Source organism: Mesorhizobium waimense (assembly GCF_003601975.1).
Taxonomy (GTDB): Bacteria; Pseudomonadota; Alphaproteobacteria; order Rhizobiales; family Rhizobiaceae; genus Mesorhizobium; species Mesorhizobium waimense.
This window is the reverse complement of the sequence record NZ_QZWZ01000004.1, coordinates 92,326-112,609: the sequence shown is the minus strand read 5'-3', so window position 1 is coordinate 112,609 and position 20,284 is coordinate 92,326. Positions and strand designations below refer to the sequence as shown.

General features: G+C 63.6%; 23 protein-coding genes. 14 read left to right on the top strand and 9 right to left on the bottom strand.

Features of this window, described 5'->3' with window-relative positions:
• Positions 1-64: 64 nt before the first annotated feature.
• The 5 genes from pstC to phoB are packed head-to-tail and all read left to right on the top strand — an operon-like array spanning position 65 to position 5,130.
• Entirely contained in the window at positions 65-1,522 is a 1,458-nt protein-coding gene (gene pstC, locus D3227_RS07325) for a phosphate ABC transporter permease subunit PstC (RefSeq protein WP_120013463.1), read from the top strand.
• A complete protein-coding gene (gene pstA / locus D3227_RS07320) occupies positions 1,519-2,835 on the top strand; it encodes a phosphate ABC transporter permease PstA (RefSeq protein WP_120013462.1) in 1,317 nt (438 codons plus the stop codon). The genes pstC and pstA overlap by 4 nt, the downstream gene beginning before the upstream one ends.
• 15 nt (positions 2,836-2,850) lie before the next feature.
• Positions 2,851-3,675, top strand: a complete 825-nt coding sequence (gene pstB, locus D3227_RS07315) for a phosphate ABC transporter ATP-binding protein PstB (RefSeq protein ID WP_120013461.1) — start codon at positions 2,851-2,853, stop codon at positions 3,673-3,675.
• A gap of 38 nt (positions 3,676-3,713) precedes the next feature.
• Positions 3,714-4,424 carry a phosphate signaling complex protein PhoU gene (phoU, locus tag D3227_RS07310; protein ID WP_120013460.1) on the top strand — a complete coding sequence of 237 codons (711 nt, stop codon included), beginning with the start codon at positions 3,714-3,716 and terminating at the stop codon, positions 4,422-4,424.
• Between the two features lie 16 nt (positions 4,425-4,440).
• A complete protein-coding gene (gene phoB, locus D3227_RS07305) occupies positions 4,441-5,130 on the top strand; it encodes a phosphate regulon transcriptional regulator PhoB (RefSeq protein ID WP_006203872.1) in 690 nt (229 codons plus the stop codon).
• A gap of 36 nt (positions 5,131-5,166) precedes the next feature.
• On the opposite strand, the gene D3227_RS07300 is transcribed toward phoB, so the two are convergent.
• A complete protein-coding gene (locus D3227_RS07300) occupies positions 5,167-6,402 on the bottom strand; it encodes an ROK family protein (protein WP_120013459.1) in 1,236 nt (411 codons plus the stop codon).
• 272 nt (positions 6,403-6,674) lie between these two features.
• Between D3227_RS07300 and xylF the strand changes: the two genes are divergently transcribed.
• The 4 genes from xylF to D3227_RS07280 all read left to right on the top strand — a co-directional run bounded on the left by xylF (position 6,675) and on the right by D3227_RS07280 (position 11,745).
• Positions 6,675-7,715, top strand: a complete 1,041-nt coding sequence (gene xylF, locus D3227_RS07295) for a D-xylose ABC transporter substrate-binding protein (protein ID WP_120013458.1) — start codon at positions 6,675-6,677, stop codon at positions 7,713-7,715.
• Between the two features lie 148 nt (positions 7,716-7,863).
• Entirely contained in the window at positions 7,864-9,183 is a 1,320-nt protein-coding gene (locus tag D3227_RS07290; protein WP_120013602.1) for a sugar ABC transporter permease, read from the top strand.
• A 13-nt stretch (positions 9,184-9,196) separates the two neighbouring features.
• On the top strand, positions 9,197-9,994 hold the full coding sequence (locus D3227_RS07285; RefSeq protein ID WP_120013457.1) for an ATP-binding cassette domain-containing protein: 798 nt from the start codon (positions 9,197-9,199) through the stop codon (positions 9,992-9,994).
• A 131-nt stretch (positions 9,995-10,125) separates the two neighbouring features.
• Positions 10,126-11,745 (top strand): CHASE domain-containing protein, encoded by a 1,620-nt coding sequence (locus D3227_RS07280; RefSeq protein WP_120013456.1) that lies wholly within the window; start codon positions 10,126-10,128, stop codon positions 11,743-11,745.
• Positions 11,746-11,839: 94 nt separating this feature from the next.
• Here the strand turns inward: D3227_RS07280 and D3227_RS07275 are convergent, their stop codons facing one another.
• From D3227_RS07275 to D3227_RS07255, 6 genes are all read right to left on the bottom strand, one after another.
• Positions 11,840-12,082, bottom strand: coding sequence for a YMGG-like glycine zipper-containing protein (locus D3227_RS07275; RefSeq protein ID WP_120013455.1), 243 nt, complete (start codon positions 12,080-12,082; stop codon positions 11,840-11,842).
• Between the two features lie 83 nt (positions 12,083-12,165).
• Positions 12,166-12,492, bottom strand: coding sequence for a hypothetical protein (locus D3227_RS07270; protein ID WP_120013454.1), 327 nt, complete (start codon positions 12,490-12,492; stop codon positions 12,166-12,168).
• Positions 12,493-12,639: 147 nt separating this feature from the next.
• Complete coding sequence (locus D3227_RS41515; protein ID WP_167480634.1) at positions 12,640-12,813, bottom strand: hypothetical protein; 174 nt, start codon at positions 12,811-12,813, stop codon at positions 12,640-12,642.
• Positions 12,814-13,057: 244 nt separating this feature from the next.
• Positions 13,058-14,092 carry a sensor histidine kinase gene (locus D3227_RS07265; protein ID WP_120013453.1) on the bottom strand — a complete coding sequence of 345 codons (1,035 nt, stop codon included), beginning with the start codon at positions 14,090-14,092 and terminating at the stop codon, positions 13,058-13,060.
• 149 nt (positions 14,093-14,241) lie between these two features.
• Positions 14,242-14,406 carry a DUF1328 domain-containing protein gene (locus tag D3227_RS07260; RefSeq protein ID WP_006203859.1) on the bottom strand — a complete coding sequence of 55 codons (165 nt, stop codon included), beginning with the start codon at positions 14,404-14,406 and terminating at the stop codon, positions 14,242-14,244.
• 205 nt (positions 14,407-14,611) lie between these two features.
• Positions 14,612-15,406 (bottom strand): response regulator, encoded by a 795-nt coding sequence (locus tag D3227_RS07255; protein WP_120013452.1) that lies wholly within the window; start codon positions 15,404-15,406, stop codon positions 14,612-14,614.
• 223 nt (positions 15,407-15,629) lie between these two features.
• Here D3227_RS07255 and D3227_RS07250 point away from each other — a divergent pair, with 223 nt between their 5' ends.
• Both D3227_RS07250 and D3227_RS07245 read left to right on the top strand, forming a co-directional pair.
• A complete protein-coding gene (locus D3227_RS07250) occupies positions 15,630-15,833 on the top strand; it encodes a NepR family anti-sigma factor (protein ID WP_120013601.1) in 204 nt (67 codons plus the stop codon).
• 2 nt (positions 15,834-15,835) lie between these two features.
• Entirely contained in the window at positions 15,836-16,387 is a 552-nt protein-coding gene (locus D3227_RS07245; RefSeq protein WP_120013451.1) for a sigma-70 family RNA polymerase sigma factor, read from the top strand.
• A 7-nt stretch (positions 16,388-16,394) separates the two neighbouring features.
• Here D3227_RS07245 and D3227_RS07240 read toward each other — a convergent pair whose 3' ends face one another.
• Positions 16,395-16,733, bottom strand: a complete 339-nt coding sequence (locus tag D3227_RS07240; protein ID WP_167480641.1) for a response regulator — start codon at positions 16,731-16,733, stop codon at positions 16,395-16,397.
• 216 nt (positions 16,734-16,949) lie between these two features.
• Here D3227_RS07240 and D3227_RS07235 point away from each other — a divergent pair, with 216 nt between their 5' ends.
• From D3227_RS07235 to D3227_RS07225, 3 genes are all read left to right on the top strand, one after another.
• Entirely contained in the window at positions 16,950-17,711 is a 762-nt protein-coding gene (locus D3227_RS07235; protein WP_120013449.1) for a Crp/Fnr family transcriptional regulator, read from the top strand.
• A gap of 152 nt (positions 17,712-17,863) precedes the next feature.
• On the top strand, positions 17,864-18,190 hold the full coding sequence (locus D3227_RS07230; protein ID WP_120013448.1) for an ElaB/YgaM/YqjD family protein: 327 nt from the start codon (positions 17,864-17,866) through the stop codon (positions 18,188-18,190).
• A gap of 11 nt (positions 18,191-18,201) precedes the next feature.
• Complete coding sequence (locus tag D3227_RS07225; RefSeq protein ID WP_120013447.1) at positions 18,202-18,666, top strand: hypothetical protein; 465 nt, start codon at positions 18,202-18,204, stop codon at positions 18,664-18,666.
• A gap of 14 nt (positions 18,667-18,680) precedes the next feature.
• Here D3227_RS07225 and D3227_RS07220 read toward each other — a convergent pair whose 3' ends face one another.
• Positions 18,681-20,213, bottom strand: coding sequence for a sensor histidine kinase (locus D3227_RS07220; RefSeq protein ID WP_120013446.1), 1,533 nt, complete (start codon positions 20,211-20,213; stop codon positions 18,681-18,683).
• Positions 20,214-20,284: the final 71 nt, after the last annotated feature.

Genomic DNA, 20,284 nt, shown 5'->3' with positions numbered 1-20,284 from the left:
CTGGTCTTATCGCCTGCCGCATTGGCGCCGGCGACTGGTCTGAAGTTTCCCCGGGGGTGGGTCCATGTCGTCCTTGCTCGTACTCGCCATCGTCGTCGCCATAGGCGTGGTTGCGTTCCTGATCGGCCGGCAGCGTGCCGCAGCGCACGAAAACGGCACGGTGAAGCCACATTCACGCGCCCACTATCACGGCTGGTGGGCTTTCCTGCTCGCCGTCCTGCCCGCCCTTCTGCTGCTTGCCGTCTGGACCATTGGCTCTTCCGTCTATCTCGACCGGCACATTCATGCCGCCCTGCCCGAGCGCACCGCTGACAGCAAGGTCGCCAGCGAGGCGCTTGATGTCAGCCTTGTGAAGAGCCTTGCCAAAGGCATTCGCCGGCTCGATGCCAACACGTTGCCCGCCAGCTTTGCCGAACTGCAGCCGCTGCTCGCCGCCAAGGGTGTGGCGCTGGCGACCGACACGCAGGACTACATGATCCCGATCGCCGTCGAGGCGAACAAGGTCCAGGACAGGCTCGGCCTGTTCGGCGCGGTCATCACCCTTGCTCTGGCAATCGCCGGCGCCTTTTATGCGCTCAGGCAGATCGCGCCGCGCGCGCGCGCCAGGAACAATGTCGAGAGGCTGATGCTGTGGGGGCTGCTCGCCGCCTCGACCATCGCCATCCTGACCACCATCGGCATCGTGCTGTCGATGCTGTTCCAGACGATCACCTTCTTTGAAAGCGTATCGCCGATGAGCTTCTTCTTCGGCACTGTGTGGGATCCGCGTTTCGCCGATGCCGGTTCGGGCGGCAGCCAAGGCCAGTTCGGCCTGATCCCACTTCTTGCTGGCACGCTCTACATCGCCGCCGTCGCCCTTCTGGTTGCGGTGCCTGTCGGGCTGATGTCGGCGGTCTACATGGCCGAATATGCGTCGCCCAAGGTGCGCGGGGTGGTCAAGCCGGCGCTTGAGCTGCTCGCCGGCATCCCCACCATCGTCTACGGCATCTTCGCCGTCGTTACGCTCGGGCCGTTCCTGCGCGATCTCTCGGCGGCGCTGACCGGCGGCTCGCCCTTCATCCAGGGCCAGAGCATTTTCACCGCCGGCCTGGTCATGGGCATCATGCTGATCCCTGTCGTGTCCTCGCTGTCCGACGACATCATCACCGCGGTGCCGCGCGCCATGCGCGACGGCTCACTCGGCCTCGGGGCAACACGCTCCGAAACGATCAAGCGGGTGATCCTGCCGGCGGCACTCCCAGGCATCGTCGGCGCCATCCTGCTGACCGCTTCGCGCGCCATCGGCGAGACCATGATCGTCGTGCTGGCGGCCGGCGTGGCCGCCAACCTCACCGTCAACCCGTTTGAAGCGATGACCACCATCACCGTCAAGATCGTCAACCAGCTCACCGGCGACCTCGAGTTCAATTCGCCGCAGACGCTGGTCGCCTTCGCGCTCGGCCTCACGCTGTTTGCGCTGACGCTGGTGATGAACATCGTCGCGCTGTACATCGTGCGCAAATACCGGGAGCAGTACGAATGACCGACATCCCCATGGATTCGATGGTCCGGGCGGCGGCTCATCCGCGCCGCGACATCGGCCTCAAGGCCCGCTACGCCGCCGAACGCCGCTTCCGCATCTATGGCGCGCTGGCGATCTCGGTCGGCCTGGCGTTCCTCGCCATCATGCTGATCACCATCGTGTCGAAGGGCTACACCGCCTTCTGGCAGACGACTGTGACGCTGCCGATCAACTTCGATGAGAAGCTGATCGATCCGTCCAACAAGCGCGCCACCGATCCGAGCGTGCTGATCAAGGCAAATTACCCCAAGCTCGCCGAACGCGCGCTGATCGCCAAGCTCGGCATCGATCCCAGCAACAAGCCGATGGTCATGAAGCTCAAGGGCTTCCTGTCGGAAGGCGCCCGCGTCCAGCTGCGCGACATCGTCGCCGCCGACCCGTCGGTCATCGGCACAACGCGCGACGTCAACATCCTCGCCGCCGCCAATCTCGACTCCGCCTTCAAGGGCCAGATCGACCTCAGTGTCGAGGAGGCGCGCCGCAAGGTCTCGGACCAGCAGATCACGTGGATGAACAAGCTCAAGGCCGACGGCGTGATGGCCGAGCATTTCAACACCGGCCTGTTCAGCTATGGCGCCTCCAGCCGACCGGAAACGTCGGGCATGGGCGTGGCGATCATCGGCTCGTTCTACATGATGGTGATCGTGCTGCTTTTGGCGCTGCCGATCGGCGTCGCCGCCTCGATCTATCTTGAAGAATTCGCCAAGAAGAACCGCCTCACCGACCTGATCGAAGTCAACATCAACAATCTGGCGGCGGTGCCGTCGATCGTCTTCGGCCTGCTCGGGCTTGCCGTGTTCATCAACTTCCTCGGCATGCCGCGCTCGGCCGCTTTCGTCGGCGGCCTGGTGCTGACGCTGATGACGCTGCCGACGATCATCATCGCCACGCGCGCTGCCCTTGCCGCCGTGCCGCCGTCGATCCGCTCGGCAGCGCTCGGCCTTGGCGCGTCCAAGATGCAGATGGTGTTCCACCACATCCTGCCGCTTGCCGCCCCCGGCATCCTTACCGGCACCATCATCGGTCTGGCGCGTGCGCTCGGTGAAACCGCGCCGCTGCTGCTGATCGGCATGGTGGCCTTTGTCGCCGATTATCCGACGACGCCTTTCGATCCGGCCACCGCGCTGCCGGTGCAGATCTACATGTGGGCGAACGAGGCCGAACGCGCCTTCGTCGAGCGTATGTCGGGCGCCATCATCATCCTGCTCGTCTTCCTCATGGCCATGAACATCACAGCGATCGTGCTGCGGCGCCGCTTCGAACGGCGCTGGTAAAAGAAGGCATCTGGTATGAACATCATGACAGAACAGTCCCTTGAAAACGCAGTGGGCGACAAGATGAACGCCAAGTCGAACGAAGTGATCAAGATGCGCGGCGACAAGGTCGGCGTGTTCTATGGCGACAAGCAGGCGCTGTTCGACGTCAATCTCGACGTCCGCCTCAACCAGGTGACGGCGCTGATCGGCCCTTCGGGCTGCGGCAAGTCGACCTTCCTGCGCTGCCTCAACCGCATGAACGACACCATCGACTCGGCGCGGGTGACCGGCAAGATCACACTCGACGAAGAGGACATCTACGACAAGAACATCGATGTCGTCGAACTCAGAGCCCGCGTCGGCATGGTGTTCCAGAAGCCCAATCCGTTCCCGAAGTCGATCTATGAGAACGTCGCCTATGGCCCGCGCATCCACGGGCTGGCCAAACGCAAGACCGACATGGACCAGATCGTCGAATCGAGCCTGAAGAAGGCGGCGATCTGGAACGAGGTGAAGGACCGCCTGCAAGAGCCCGGCACCGGCCTCTCCGGCGGCCAGCAGCAGCGCCTGTGCATCGCGCGCGCCATTGCCGTGTCGCCGGAAGTGATCCTGATGGACGAGCCCTGCTCGGCGCTCGATCCGATCGCCACCGCCCGTGTCGAGGAGCTGATCGACGAGCTGCGCCAAAACTACACGATCGTCATCGTCACGCACTCGATGCAGCAGGCGGCGCGCGTGTCGCAGCGCACGGCCATGTTCCACCTTGGCTATCTGGTCGAGGAGGGCGCTACCGACAAGATGTTCACCAACCCCGACGACAAGCGCACGCAGGACTATATCACCGGCCGGTTCGGCTGAGTGGTCCGGCGGCAACTTTCAGGCACGAGGACAGGATCATGGGTGAACATCATACCGTCGCCTCTTTCGATGAGGATCTCGGGGCGATCAGCAAGCTGATCTCCGACATGGGCGAACTGGCCGGCTCGATGGTCGGCGGTGCGACCAAGGCCCTTCTGAATTCCGACAATGCGCTGGCCCAGCGCGTCGTTTCCGACGACGCCATCATGGATGCGCGCCAGCGCGAGCTGGACGACCGCGCCATCACGCTGATCGCCAAGCGCCAGCCGATGGCCAATGATCTGCGCGCGGTGGTTGGCTCGATCCGCATGGCCGGAGATCTCGAGCGCATTGGCGATCTCGCCAAGAACATCGCCAAGCGCGTCGGCACCGTCGGCCTCAGCGTCACGCCACGCGACCTCTCGCACTCCATCGATGTGATGGCGCAGCTGGTGCTGGTCCAGGTGCAAGGGGTGATCGAGGAATACGCCGCCGCCGACGCTGCGGCCCTTGCCAAGCTTCGGAACGACGACGAGCGCATCGACGTCAAATACACCTCGGTGTTCCGTGAGCTGCTGACCTACATGATGGAAGATCCGCGCAACATCACGGCTTGCACGCATCTGCTGTTCTGCGCCAAGAACCTGGAGCGCATCGGCGATCATGTCACCAACATTGCCGAGAACGCCTACTATGTGCTGACAGGCTCGCAATTGCCCGCCAATCGTCCCAAACAGGACGAGACGGCGATGTCTGCGCCGGCGGCATGACAGGGGTAGCCGACTGATGATCGCGCCACGCATCATGGTGGTGGAGGACGAGGAGCCGCTGGGGGTGCTGCTCCGCTACAATCTGGAATCCGAAGGCTACCAGGTCGAGGTGGTGACGCGCGGCGACGAGGCCGAGATCCGCCTGCAGGAGAACGTTCCCGATCTTCTGGTGCTCGATTGGATGGTGCCGGCGGTTTCCGGCATCGAGCTTTGCCGGCGCCTGAGGATGCGGCCCGAGACCGAGCGGCTGCCGATCATCATGCTGACGGCGCGCGGCGAGGAGAGCGACCGCGTGCGCGGCCTCTCCACCGGCGCCGACGACTATCTGGTCAAGCCGTTCTCGACGCCGGAGTTCATGGCCAGGGTCAAGGCGCTGCTGCGCCGCGCCAAGCCGGAAGTGCTGTCCAGCATGCTCAAGGTCGGCGACATCGTGCTCGATCGCGAGTCGCACCGGGTCTACCGCAAGAAGAGCGAGATCAGGCTCGGGCCGACCGAGTTCCGGCTGCTCGAATTCATGATGCGGCATCCGGGCCGGGTGTTCTCACGCAGCCAGCTGCTCGACAATGTCTGGGGCGAGACGATCTATATCGACGAGCGCACGGTCGACGTGCATGTCGGCCGGCTGCGCAAGGCGGTCAACAATGGCCGCATGCCCGACGTCATCCGCACCATCCGCGGCGCCGGCTACGCGATCCGCGAAGACTGACGATCAGCGCCTGTTGCCGTTGCGCGAGTGCCGCTGTCACGCCACGTGCTTGCCGGGCTTCACCTGAACGCCCGGCGCGAAAATCTCCTGGTCGACGAAGCCAAGCGCGCGCATGGCGCAGCCCTCGCGGATCAGCGGCAGCTCGTTCGGCTCGGTGTCGAAGGAGATTGATTTCGAGTGCTGGCCGCCGGCGGTCTGGGCAATCGCCTCGCGCAGCGCCGGTTCGATCAGATCGAAGGCGGCGGCGCTGACGCCGACCATGGCGACCGGCGCCGGGTCGATCAATGCGAACAGGCTGCCAAGGCCGAAGCCGAGCGCCTCGCCGGCCTTGCGATAGGCTTCGCGCTCCGGGCCGTCGCTCTCGCGGGCGCGGGCGGCGAGCGCGCGCATGTCGGCGTCGCCGACATCGGCTGGTTCGGCATCCTCGCTCATCATCCTGGCGTTGCGCCAGATGGCATAGTTGCCGGCATAGGCCTCGACGCAGCCGCGCCGTCCGCAGCGGCAGAGCGCGCCGCCCGGCCGGTGGATCATGTGGCCGAACTCACCGCCGGAGGAATGCGTGCCGGTGAACAGCTCGCCCTTCAGCACCAGCCCCATGCCGATGCCGTGCGACAGCAGGATGGCGATGAAATCGTCGCGGTATCGCTCGGGATCGCGCCATTGCAGCGCCACCGCCATCATGTTGCAGTCGTTTTCCATGGTGGCGGGAATGCCGAATTCGCCTTCCAGAATGTCGGCAAAGGGGATGTCGGTCTGCGACGTGATTGGCGACCACAGCATGGCGCGGGCATGGGTGTCGGTGATGCCCTGGATGCCCATCGCGATGCGGGCGACGCTGCGCACATCGAGGTCGGGATCCTCGAACCGGCGCCGGACTATTGCCGTGCATTCGCCGATCAGTTCGTCGCGCGGCATGGTCAGCGTGTCGAGGCGGCGCTGTTCCTCGGCGATGACCTGTCCGGCATAATCGATGACGGCGACGGAGAGGAAGTTCAGCGACAGCACCACGGTCATCACCGCCGTGGCTTCCGGATTGAGGCCGAGGCCGACCTGTGGCCGGCCACGCTTCAGGGAAGCCGTCTCGCTCGGCTTGCTCTCGGTGAGGATGCCTTCCTGGATCAGGTCGGAGGAGATCGCCGAAATGGTCGAATGGCTGAGGCCGGTGGTCGCGGCGATCTCGGTTCGTGAGGGCTGGCCGGCCCGGCGCACGGCCGAAATCACCATCGCCCGGTTGCGCCGGCGAAGATCGTCGTGGCGGATACCAACCGACATGACCTGCGTCTCCTCCCTGCCGCCGCCGCAGCCTTTCGTGAACGTCGAAGGCCGTCGACGCGCTCACTGAATAGTGGCAGAATCGGGAAGTCCTGTCATTTATTTATTCCGAGACTCGAAAAAAATTCGCCGACCCATCAAAAACCATCAGAATCGATGTTGACAGCGCTTCGGCGTTGGATCAGTATTTTTTCGAGGCTCGAAAAAAAGAGAGCCTTGTGCCGGCCCATCGGGTCAGTTTGTCGCGCCGTGCGCGGCGCAGGGAGGATATCATGAAGAAATTTGCAGTCGCCATGCTGGCGGGTGTCGCCATGTCGCTGACACTGGCGTCGGTCGCGCAGGCGAAGGACAAGGTCATTGGCGTGTCGTGGTCGAACTTCCAGGAAGAGCGCTGGAAGACCGACGAGGCGGCGATGAAGGCGGCGATCGAGGCAGCCGGCGACAAGTACATTTCCGCCGACGCGCAGTCCAATCCCGGCAAGCAGCTGACCGATGTCGAAAGCCTGATCTCGCAAGGTGCGAATGCGCTCATCGTGCTGGCGCAGGACGCTTCGGCCATCGGGCCGGCGGTGCAGAAGGCGCTTGACGAAGGCATTCCGGTCGTCGGCTACGACCGGCTGATCGAGAACAAGGACGTGTTCTACCTGACCTTCGACAACAAGGAAGTCGGCCGCATGCAGGCCCGCGAAGTGTTCAAGGCGAAGCCCGAAGGCAACTATGTCTTCATCAAGGGTTCGGGCGCCGATCCGAACGCCGATTTCCTGTTCGCCGGTTCCATGGAAGTGCTGAAGGAAGCCATCGACGGCGGCAAGATCAAGAATGTCGGCGAGGCCTATACGGACGGTTGGCTGCCGGCCAATGCGCAGAAGAACATGGAACAGTTCCTGACCGCCAACGACAACAAGGTCGACGCGGTGGTGGCGGCCAATGATGGCACCGCCGGCGGCGTCGTTGCCGCGCTGACGGCGCAGGGGCTAGCCGGAACCGTTCCGGTCTCGGGCCAGGACGGCGACCACGCCGCGCTGAACCGCATCGCGCTCGGCACGCAGACCGTGTCGGTGTGGAAGGACGCGCGCGAACTCGGCAAGAACGCCGCCGAGATCGCCTCGCAGCTGGCCGATGGAAAGCAGATGACCGACATTGCCGGCGTCAAGGACTTCACGACGCCCGGCGGCAACACCGTCAAGTCGCTGTTCCTGACCCCGGTGGCGATCACCAAGGACAACCTCAACGTCGTCATCGATGCCGGCTGGATCAAGAAGGACGAAGTCTGCGCGGGCGTCGCCGCGGGCAGCGTCGCGGCCTGCAACTAAAACCGGCTGATACCGGTAGCGAGTTCGGCGCCGCGGCCCTAAAGCCGCGGCGTTTCTCAAAGGGGCTTTCCGCTTCAATTGAGCCGGGAAAGCAAATAGCATCGTGTTCCGGCAACCGCGCCAGACGGCAGACCGGTGGGAGGACATCATGACCGATACGACTTCCAACACGCCGGTCGCGGATCGGGCGCGGGCTGCCGAGCTCAGCGCCGTCGGACGCTTTCTCAAGGCAACCGAACTCGACACGCGCATGCTCGGCATGGTCGGCGCGCTGCTGGTCATCTGGATCGGCATCCACCTCCTGTCGGGTGGACTTTTCCTGACACCGCGCAATCTTTGGAACCTGTCGGTGCAGACCTCGTCGGTGGCGATCATGGCGACCGGCATGGTGCTGGTCATCGTCATGCGCAACATCGACCTTTCGGTCGGCTCCGTCGAAGGCGTGATCGGCATGATCATGGGCGTGGCGCAGGCCGAATTCCTCATTCGGGTCATCGGCTTCCAGCTCGGCAATCCCTGGCTTTGGATCATCGCACTCGCCGCCGGCGTGGCGCTCGGTCTTTTGATCGGCGCGTTCCAGGGCTTCGTCATCGCCTATATGGAGGTGCCTGCCTTCATCGTGACGCTGGGCGGCCTGCTGGTCTGGCGTGGCATGGCGTGGCTGATCACCAGCGGCCGCACCGTCGCGCCGCTCGATGCCACCTTTCAGCTGATGGGTGGCGGGCCACGCGGCGCCATCGGCGCTAGCGCCAGCTGGATCGTCGGTGTCGTGGCTTGCGCGGCAGTCGCCTTCGCACTGCTCAACGGCCGCTCACAGCGCAAACGCTTCAGCTTCCCGCTGCGCCCGGTGTGGGCGGAGACATTCCTTGGCGTGGTCGCCTGCGCCGCCATCCTCGGCGCGGTGTGGATCGCCAATTCCTATCCGTGGCCGGTCGGCATCGTGCGCCAGTATGCGCAGCAGAACGGCATCACCATTCCCGAAGGTGGCCTGTTCATCGCCCATGGCATCGCCATCCCGGTGCTGATGGCGGTCGCGGTCGGCATCGTCATGACCTTCATCACCAGGCGGACCCGGTTCGGCCGCTATGTGTTCGCCATTGGCGGCAATCCGGAAGCGGCGGAACTCGCCGGCATCAACACGCGCTGGGTGACGATGAAGGTGTTCATGATCATGGGCGTGCTGGCGGCAATCAGCGCGGCAATCTCGTCGGCGCGCCTCAACGCCTCGACCAATGCGCTGGGCACGCTGGACGAGCTTCTCGTCATCGCCGCCGCCGTCATCGGCGGCACGTCGCTCGCCGGCGGCTCAGGAACGGTGCTGGGCGCCATGCTCGGCGCGCTGCTGATGCAGTCGTTGCAGTCCGGCATGGTGCTGCTCGGCATCGATTCGCCGCTGCAGAGCATCGTCGTTGGCGCCGTGCTGGTCGTCGCCGTGTGGCTCGACACCGTCTATCGCAAGCGTGTCTGAGGAGGACGCGGCCATGGAAAAGACTACTCCCACGGGCACACCGCTGATCGACATGCGCAACATCTCGATTGCCTTCGGCGGCATTCGCGCCGTCGACGATGCGTCGATCGATCTCTTCCCGGGCGAGGTGGTGGCGCTGCTCGGCCACAATGGCGCCGGCAAGTCGACGCTGATCAAGATCCTGTCCGGCGCCTATAAGCGCGATGCGGGCCAGATCTTCGTCAACGGCGAGGAGGCCTCGATCGCCAACCCGCGCGACGCCAAGAAGTATGGCATCGAGACGATCTACCAGACGCTGGCGCTGGCCGACAATGTCGACGCCGCCGCCAACCTGTTCCTTGGCCGCGAGCTGAAGACTGGCTGGGGCACGCTCGACGATGTCGCCATGGAGGCCGAGGCGCGCAAGGTGATGGGCCGGCTCAATCCGCGCTTCCAGCGCTTCAAGGAACCGGTGGTCAAGCTCTCGGGCGGCCAGCGGCAGTCGGTGGCGATCGCGCGCGCCATCCTGTTCAACGCCCGCATCCTGATCATGGACGAGCCGACGGCCGCACTTGGGCCTCAGGAAACAGCCCAGGTCGGCGAACTGGTCAGGCAGTTGAAGGCCGACGGCATCGGCATCTTCCTGATCAGCCACGACATCCACGATGTGTTCGAGCTTGCCGACCGGGTCTGCGTGATGAAGAACGGCCAGGTCGTCGGCACGGCCCGCACCGGCGATGTCACCCAGGATGAAGTGCTCGGCATGATCATCCTCGGCAAGTGCCCGCCCGGCGCCATTCCCGGGCCAGGTGCACTGAAAATCGCTGCCTGAGGCATAAAGTAAGCCGGCTAATTGTCTTCCATGTGATATGCCAGCCGTCATGATGGTTTGGCCGCGCCATTGTGTTGGTGCGGGGACTTGCCCATAAAAGGGTCCGAATCGCCCATGGACAACTCCATCCGTTGAAGAAGTTTTTCCCGATCGTCGCCTTCATCGCCGTCGCGCTGATCAGCCTGACGATGGCGGGCTTTGCCTATTTCGCCACGCAGGAGGCAGCGCGCATCAAGTTCGCTGCGACGGCGGATGACGCGCTCAACCGCATCGAGAGCCGCATCGATCTGCATCTGTCGCTGCTGCGCTCGACCCAGGCGCTGTTCGACGCCCGCAACGGCGACATTTCGCGCGGCGAGTTCAAGGCTTTCTTCAGCGCGCTCGATGTCGACAACAATTTCGCCGGACTGCGCGGCATCGGCTATCTCAAGCTGGCCAAGACCGGCGACGAGGCCGCGGTCGAGCGCGACATACTGCGCGACCAGGGTGTCGCGCATGCGGTCTATCCGGCGACGACGCAGCCATGGCGCACGCCGGTCGTGCTGTTCGAACCGATGGATCCTTCCAACCAGGCCAGCATCGGCTTCGACATGTTCACCGAACCGGTCCGGCGGGCGGCGATCGAAAAGGCGATGGCCGACGACCAGCAGCATGCAAGCGGCCTGATCCAACTCGGCCAGGGGACAGGTGCCGCGCAGACCTTTACCGGCTTCCTGGTCTTCGTGCGGCTCAATGTCGAAACCGCGCCTGATGTCATCAACGCCACGCGCTCCTCGACAGCGGGTTTCCTCTATGCGGCCTTCCGCGCCCGCGACCTGTTCCAGATCGCGCTCAGCCGCGCGCCGTTGCTGCCGGTCAACACCGAGATCTATGACGGCGAGGTGGATGCCGGAAATCTTCTGTTCCAGTCTGAGACGCCGCCGGTTTCGATATTCGGCGACCGGCTGCTGGTCACCCGCAAGCTCGTCGTGGCAGGGCGGCAATGGACCGTCCTGTTCAGGCCGACAAGCGCCTTCTCGCAGCCCTCGTCGCGCGCCATTCCGGTGATGCTCGGCCTGTTCGGGCTGCTGCTTGCGGGCGCCATTGCGCTGGTGGCTCGCTTTCAGGAGCGGGCCTATGACGCGGTTTCGCTGCTGCACGAGACGACCGAAAAGAGCCTGCTCGAAAAAGACCTGATGCTGCAGGAAATGAAGCATCGCATCAAGAACTCGATCACAAGGGTGCTGGCGATCGCCCGCCAGACGGCGTCGCACGCCACCGACGTGAAGGAGTTCTCGTCATCCTTCTCGGCCAGGCTGCAGGCGATGGCCGCTTCGCAGGACATGCTGACGCGTTCGCGCTGGCAGAAGGCCGATCTCGGCGACCTGCTGCGCATCGAGCTTGGCCAGGTGTTCGGCAAGGAGCTTCCAGAGGGGATATTGTCGGGGCCGGAAGTGCTGCTCGACGAGACCACGACGCAGGCGCTCGGCCTGACCTTCCATGAACTGGCGACGAATGCGCTGAAATATGGCGAGGCCGGCAATTCGGTAGGCGCGCTCAAGGTCGACTGGTCGGTCGAAGGGCGCGGGCGTGACCGGACGCTGGCGCTCAATTGGCGTGAAACCGGGGGCAAGAGACTGGAAGCACCAGCCAAGACCGGCTTCGGCACCAAGCTGATCGACCTCAACGTCACGCGCGAATTGGGCGGTACGATCAAGCGCGACTTTCACGCCGACGGGCTGAAGGTGGAAATCAGAATCCCATTGGTTTGAATCGCCGCTGCGGCTAGCGAACCAGCCCGCGCTACGCAGAAAAACGGAGACCGGACGACCGGTCTCCGGCGCTATGCTTGCATGCCGAAGCGGATCAGCAGCGGGCCGTGTAGAGACGACCGCGATTGTCGCGGTACTGGCAATAGCCATTGCGCAGGTTGCGCACGAGCAGGCCGGATCCGGCACCGACGGCTGCGCCGATGAGCGCACCCCTGCCGCCGCCGATCAGGCCGCCGGCCACTGCGCCGACACCGGCGCCGACGCCAACGTCCTGCTCGGTCGTGCTGCAGCCGCTGATTGCGACCACGGCAACCATGGCAATAATCACTTTCCGCATAGAGTCTCTCCTCACTTTTGTCCTGATTTTAGCGAGTGCCAGCCGTCATTTAGCATGAAACAACGGCCTTTGCCCGCCCGATTTTACTGTTGGCTAAGATAGTATTTTTCGGGGCGCGCAGCGTTCGATGCAACCACAAGGTTGGAAACCTGCAAGGAGGCGTCGAGCGTGCCGTCCGGGCGCACGTTCCAGACGATCTGGTCGTAGTCATCCTCCAGCGCCGGATCGACAGTGAGGCACTCGGCAACGATATGCGGAGCTTTGCCCTGGACATCGGTCAGGGCGAAAGGCCTTTCGGCGGTGCATTCCGCGGCGGTCTCGAAGACGCTGACCGGTACGGACAATTCACGGCACTCGGTCATGGTGTTCGAGCAGCCGATGACCAGCAGCAAAGCGGCGATGTGTTCCATGGCGACAAACCTCTCGCCATAAGAACGGTCGAAATCAGCCAAAGTTCCTGCGCCGGAGGCGCGGGCACCACCAACAATTGGGGGCAGCAGCTCGCCGAAGCCTCCGCAGCGATTTTCAGACGAGCGCGAAAGTATTCTGGTTCGACGTCAGGTCAGATGCCATGCCGCCGCCAGCACTACGGCAGCGACCAAAACGACAGCGGCGAAGTGAAGCATAGGGTGGAAGTGCCGCGATCCCGAGGCAGGGGCCTCGGGATCCTGGAATCCACTCATCGAGACGCGGGCGGCTTGCTCAAGCCTGTTCATGTCGGCAACCGTCAAGACCAATCCTCCCCTAGGAGCGATTCAGCTTTTGATAGATGCGCTGTCCCGCTCCAAATATTTGTTTTTGCGCAATTCCGGACGGCAAAACCGCTGCGCACTTTTCCTGAAATTGCTCTGTTGCGCTGCGACCGCGGCGGGGACATCCGCCGGGTCGGCAGGCTCCAGCGCTATCCGGGTAAGGCAGCATCCAATTTTATGGTGAACAGCCGGTTAAGAACTGCAACTTCTCGGCGATATCCGGTCAGTCCGTTTCGAAATTGCCGTGCGGCACGACCAAGTGGTATTCGACACGGTCGCCGGTGATCTCAAGCGTCGCCGTTCCGTTCAGCGATGTCGGTACGACGCGCTCGAGCGCAACGCTGCCAAAACGCTTCTCGCTGGGTTGCCGGTCACGGGCGCCGATGGCTTCGGCCCATGTCAGCGACAGGGCAGGCTTGTCGGCGGAAGCGGCGGTCAGTTTGGCTGTCACCTCGACAAAGCCATCCGGCCGCGACAGGGCGCCGTAGCTCACCGAATTGACGGCGAGTTCGTGCATCGCCAGGCCGATATGCAAGGCCGCATTGGGGTTGAGGTACGGGTTTTCGCCTTCGAAACGCAAGCTGCGCTTCGGGTCGGAACCGTAGCGCGCAACCTGCCCGGAGACCAGTTCGTGCAGGGCTGCACCTCGCCAGTTGGAAGACGTCACCAGATCCTGGGACGAGGCAAGCGACTGCAGCCGGCCACGAAAGCGGGTCAGGAAATCACCGAGCGTTTCGGAATAGCGGCCGGTCTGGGTGGCGATGCTCTGGATGATGGCCAAAAGGTTCTTCGAGCGATGGCTGACCTCGCGCAGCAGTGTCTTCAGGGTCTGCTCGCGGCGTTTCTGCTCGGTCGTTTCCACCATGGTGGTGACGACGCCCTGGACGGCACCGCTTTCGCTGTGATCGGCATCGATCCACACCTGGAACCAGCGTATGCCGTCCTCGGCGGGAACACCGAGTTCGAGACGCTCCGGACTGCCGGAGGCGATGACGTTGCGTTTGGCGGCGCGGATGCGCTCTGCCTGCGCCGGCGGCAATATGCCGTTACTGTCGGCGGTGTCGGACGCCCATGGCGCGCGCATGTTGCGCGCCCAGACGGTCTTCATCTCGCGATCCTGATAGAGAACGGAAATGCCGGCATTGTGCAGCGCGTGAAGAAGTGCCCGGCCAAGCTGCATTCCGCCTTCGCCTGGATGCAGAGCGATGACTTCATCACTCTGCCGGCTGTCGCTCATGTCTGCGGCCTTGGAACGCATCGATCATTGCCACCGATCCCAGGCTGAACGGTTCACTGTGAAATGGGTTCCCTCAAACGGTCCGCCGGGCGGCACCTCGTTGGAGTGCACCGCCCGGCGGTGGCTGGAAACCGTTTGAGGGGTGCGGCTTCCAGTGTCCGACGCTTACCTCACGCCCGTCTAAATAGGCCGGCAAGCAGCGAGATGATCAAGAAGGCGAGAAAGATGAAGAACAGTATCTGTGCAATGCCGGCCGAGGTGCCGGCGATGCCGCCGAAACCAAGCGCGCCGGCGATGATCGCCACGACAAGAAATACCAGCGCCCAGTAAAGCATGATCCGTCTCCTTCCAATGCTGAGGCAAAACGTGGTTGGTTGGTGTTTGTTCCACCATTTGCCGAAAAAGACGACCCCTGGAAAACCGCTCCGACGCGAAATTTGGCCATGCGGCGCCAACCGCCGACTCGGCGGGCGCTGAGTTGCAAAACGTCATTTCATCGGAGAGAAAACGGGCCGCGCGCCCCGAAGGCGCGAGCCCCTGCTATGCGGCTGCCTTGGCCTGCCTGTCGAAGAACAGCGCCTGACTGATCAGCGCCTTGACCATGTCCGGATTGAACGGCTTGGTGACGAGGAAGGCCGGTTCAGGCCGTTCGCCGGTCAGCAGGCGTTCGGGAAAGGCGGTGATGAAGATCACCGGCACCGATGTGGAAGACAGGATCTCGTTTACAGCCTCAATGCCCGAGCTGCCGTCGGCAAGCTGAATGTCGGCCAGCACCATCTTCGGCCGCGTCTTGCCGAATATCGTCACCGCCTCGGCATGGGTGCGTGCCGTTCCGACGACGCGATGGCCCAGACTCTCGACCATCTCTTCGATGTCCATGGCAATCAGCGGCTCGTCCTCGATGATCAGCACATCGGTCGCCACCTGGCGGGAAATCTCGTTGCTCGCCTGGGCAAGCAGATCCGAGAACTCCTGTTCGTCGGCATCGAGGATTTCTGCCGCCTCATCCTCGCTGAAGCCCTCGACAGCGACCAGCAGGAAGGCCTGGCGCGGGCGCGGGGCGATCGCGTTCAGATTGGCCGCCGCGCGCTGCTCCCATGCTGATTGCGCATGCTCCTGCGGAACACGGATGGCGATCGAGGTGAACAGCCTGGCGAAAACCTTGTACAGCGCAATGCGGTCGTTCGATGCATCGGGAAAGATATCGACGTCGGCGATGATGGCTTCGAGCATCGCGGCGACCAGTGCATCGCCACTTTCCTGTGATCCGGAAACGGCGCGCGAGAAACGGCGCAGGAACGGCAGGTGTGGCGCGATGGTTGCGGACAAGCTCATGATGGACGTCTCCCTCAGATGACGCAATTTGCATAAGTCGCAGGTCAAGCCGAACGCAAGCCCCGAAGACACAAACGCCAGCTTTCCGAAAAAGTTCCGATCAACGTGGAACTAATATAACAGGAGGGCGTTCTGAGCTGGGATGGGCAACCAGACGAGGGTGCCGCTTGCCTTGTGTTTTGTGTTGTTGGGGTGCGGCTCGGGTGCTGGAATCAAGGGCAAAATGAAAGATATGACGAAAGATATCACGGCTGGCGCCGCGGGCAGGCGCCGGGCTGTTTCCGGTGACCCGCTCGGGCCAAATTCGGAAATCGGCCGCAAACTCAAGCAGTATTACGATGAGCTGGTCTCCGATCACGTGCCGGATCGTTTTGCCCAGCTGCTCAGCCAGCTGGAGCGGACCGAACCCGCACCGAAGAAAGACTGAGCATGACGGCCGTTTCCCAGAGCTTCAAGACCGATTTGCTCGGCTCGATCCCGAGCCTGCGCGCCTTTGCCGTGTCGCTGACGCAGAACGCCGACAAGGCCGACGACCTGGTGCAGGAAACGCTCGTCAAGGCCTGGGACAAGCATGAAAGCTTCCAACCGGGCACCAATCTCAAGGCTTGGCTGTTTACCATCCTGCGCAATGAATTCTACTCTCAAATGCGCAAGCGCGGCCGCGAGGTGCAAGACAGCGACGGCATCATGACGGCGAGGCTCGCGGTGCATCCGGCCCAGCACGGTCAGCTCGACCTCAAGGATTTTCGCGGCGCGCTCGAGCAATTGCCTGAGGACCAGCGCGAAGCCATCATCCTGATCGGCGCGTCCGGTTTTTCCTACGAGGAAGCCGCCGAGATCTGCGGCTGCGCGGTCGGCACGATCAAAAGCCGCGTCAGCCGCGCCCGGACACGGTTGCAGGAAATCCTGAAGATTTCCGGCGAGGACGAATACGGCCCGGATGCGATCTCGACGCAGGTGACAGGGTCGAACGCCGCGTGAGCTTCAGCTAGTCCCGGTACCGGCATCCTGATTCAGACGAGCGCCCGCAGGCCGCGGCCACAGCCTCGACGAGGTCGTCTCCCGAATAGGGCTTGGCGACCAGCCTGACGCCCGGAAAGGACGCCTTGATCTCGTCCGGGTCCGAATGACCGGAGGCGAAGATAAAGGGCACGCCCGATTCGCGCAGTGCCGAGGCGAAGTCGCGTGTCGAAGCGCCGCCCAGCATGAGGTCGACGATGGCCGCGTCGAATTGCGCAACAACATCCTGGGGCTCGATGTCCGCAAGGTCGCGGGCAATCACCACGTTGCCGGCGCCATAGTCGCGGCACAGCTGCTCGACATCCATAGCAATCAGGAATTCATCTTCGAGGACGAGGATCCGCAATCCGTCGAGCAATGAGGGCACCGGGCAATGTCTCCTTGAAACGGAGCGAGTCATGAGCGCTATTTGACGGTCTGTCATTTAAAAAAGACATGGCCATGGCGATTGCGGAACCTTCCGTTCCGGCAACGCGTTTGCAGTCGGCCCCGTCAGAGGCCGGGTTTCGAAGAGGGGGTCGAAATGCCCGCGCAACATGGTCGTTCTTTCTCCAGTCGTCAGTATCCATGCGAAGACTGCCCGCTGCGGCCGCTGCCGGCGTTCCGCGAGTTCGAGGAGAAGGAACTGCTGTTTGTCAGCACGTTCAAGAAGGGGGAGTTGGCTGTCGACAAGGGCGCCACGGTTCTGGTCGAGGGCAGTCACAGCGCGCATCTCTACACGGTACTCTCGGGCTGGGCCTTCCGCTACAAATTGCTGTCGGACGGCCGCCGCCAGATCCTGAACTATTCGATGCCCGGCGATCTCATCGGCCTGCAGGGCAGCCTGATGGGCGAGATGCAGCACTCCGTCGAGGCGCTGTCGCCGATGCTGCTTTGCGTCTTCGAGCGCGAACAACTGCATGAGCTCTATCGCAATCATCCGGGGCTCGCCTACGACATCACCTGGATCGCGTCGCGGGAGGAACGCATGCTGGACGAGAACCTGCTCAGCATCGGCCGGCGCACGGCTATGGAGCGCGCCGCCTATCTCATCGCCTTCATCTCAAGCCGCGCCCGCGCGGTTGGCCTCAACGGCAAGACACCGGTGCAGATACCGATCACCCAGCAGCACGTCGCCGACACGCTGGGCCTGTCGCTGGTCCATACCAACAAGACGATCCGCAAGCTGATGGACCGCAAGCTGATCGTCTGGCGCGATGGCGGCTGCGAGGTGGTCGACAGCGACAGACTCAAGGAGCTCGCCCATTGGGAGGGGCTGAGCGAGGATCGCAGGCCGCTGATCTGACGCTTCAGCCGAAGGAATTCGAACTGGGCTGGACCCATAAGCGCAAACACCCTTTCATGGCCGTCGTTTCGATTTCGGAAGCTTGGGGCGTATCTTCGGAACCTCGGCGTGTGTCGGGCGTTTGAAATCAAGCAAACGCAAGGAGTTAAGCAATGGCGACTGCCACTGGAAAGACCGCGAACGAAAGCCGGACGAATTCGGATCTCGAAGCCGACATCAGGCAGTTGAAAGCCGACATCGAAAAACTCACCAAGCAGTTGGCCAAGACCGGCGAACATGGGTATGGCACGGCGCGCCGCGCCGCCACCGAAGGCGTCGAGCAATTGCGCGCCCAAGGCGAAGCCGCCTTCGACAGTTTGCGCGGCAACGCCAAGGACATCGAAGCGCAGATAGCGGCGAATGTGCGCGAAAAGCCGGTGACCTCGCTGGCAATCGCCGCCGGTGTGGGCTTCCTCTTCGCGCTGTTGGCGCGGCGCTAGTTCCTGCACAGATGGGAATGCTGGCATCGCTGATCTCAGCCCTCGCCACAGGCGAAACGGTTGCGGCCCTGCGCCGCGCGCGCAGGGCCGCAATCGTTTATGCGGTTGTCGCGGCTGCCGCACTGTGCGGCCTCGGCTTCCTCATCGGGGCGGCCTATATCTGGGCGGCTGAACGCTATGGCTCGTTGGCCGCCGCCATTGGCTTCGGCGTCGGCTTCTTGGCGGTCGCGGGGCTCACTCTCATCGTCTATCAGCTGTCGGCCGGTGCCCGCGCGCGGCGCCGGGCGCGCAGGCGCAGCGCGGACATGAAAGCAATCGGCATCACGGCGGCCCTTGCCGTATTGCCGGCGCTGCTCAAGGGCAAGGGCGGCCTGGGTGCTATTCTCGGCCCGGCGGTCGCGCTCGCCGCCTACGCCATCTACCGCGAGAATGTGAAGCCCGATGCCGACGACAAGGATACCGGCGAAGCGGACTAAATTAGATTCGGGGCTTACTTCGGCAGATCCTCCAGCGGCATCGAGATTTCGGCAAAGACGCCCTCGGGACGGAATTCGTGGGTCACCTCGCTGGAGATGACCTTGGCCAGGCTGCGGCGGATCAGGATCGAGCCAAAGCCGTGGCGGTCGGGGGGCTCCACCTGCGGGCCGCCGCTTTCGCGCCAGGTCAGCACCAGGCGCCGCGCGCCTCGTTTGCCTTCGGCCTTCCAGGTGAGATCGACCCTTCCGGACGCCACCGACAGCGACCCATATTGCAGCGCATTGCTGGCAAGCTCGTGCAGGATCAGGCCCAGCCCAACCGCCTGGTCGGGCGTAAGCAGGAGATCCGCGCCGGAAATGGTCATGCGCGGCCGCTCAGTGCTGTCGAACGGTTTGACCTCGATCTGCACCAGCTCCCTGATGCCGATGCCGCGCCATTCGCGGTCCGACAACAGATTGTGGGCAACGCCCAGCGCCTGCAGCCTGGCGCCGAAGGCTTCGAGGAATTCGCTGGGCTGGCGGGCATGGCGAACGGTCTGCGTCGCCAGCGCCTGCACTGTCGCCAGCGTGTTCTTGACGCGGTGATTCAGCTCGCGCAACAGCAACCTTTGCCGCTCGTCGCCGAGCTTGCGCTCGGTGATGTCGTAGTTGACGCCGAAGATCAGTGTCGGTTTGCCGTCGCCGTCGCGTTCGATGACACGGCCGCGCGTGGCGACCCAGCGCGGCGGATGCATGCCCTTGACGCGATATTCGCCAAAGTAGTCGTCGCTGCCGGTCAGCGCATCGCGAAAGCGGGTCTCTGTCTGGTAGACGTCGCGCGGGTCGATGGCGGCCAAGATGTCGCGGGCCCTCAGCCGGTTGGAGCGCGGCAGGTTGAACAACTCCGACAGCAGTACATCGCATTCGATGATGTCGGTGCGGATGTCCCAGGCCCAGCTGGCAAGCGATGCAGCGTCGAGTGCGATGGCGCGGCGCTTTTCCTCGCGCTCAAGTGCGGCCGCGGCGATGGCGCCGTTGCGGGTGGCGTCCTTCAGCGTGAACAGGCTGGCGGCAAGGCCGGCAAGCGCCTTCAATTGCTCGAGCTTGGCGGCCGAAGGAAAGGCGTGCGGCTTGCGGTCGAGCACGCAGAGCGTGCCGATGCGGGTGCCGGCCACCACCATCGGCGCGCCGGCGTAGAACCGGACATGGTGTTTGCCGGTGACCAGCGGATTGCCGGCGAAGCGAGGATCGAGCGTGGCGTCGGCCACCACCATCGGCTCGTCGCCGGCGGCAATCGCATGGGCGCAGAAGGATATTTCGGTCGCCGTTTCGGTCTCTTCGAAGCCAATGCAGGATTTGAACCACTGCCGCTCGGCATCAACCAGGGTGATCAGTGCGACAGGCGCCAGCATGACGGCCACGGCGAGGCCGCTGATGCGATCGAAGTCCGGATCGGCTGCCGTGTCGAGCGCATCGAGGCCGTGGAGCACGGCAAGCCGGTCCGGCGCGTTTACGGCGCCAAACACGTCTGCCGGTAGTCCCGGTGCACTCTCAACCCTGTTGTCCACCGAGCCCCCAAATACCCGGGTTTGTGGTCGCAAGCCGCCACGCAGTCAGACGCGGCTGTCTGCGGAACTTT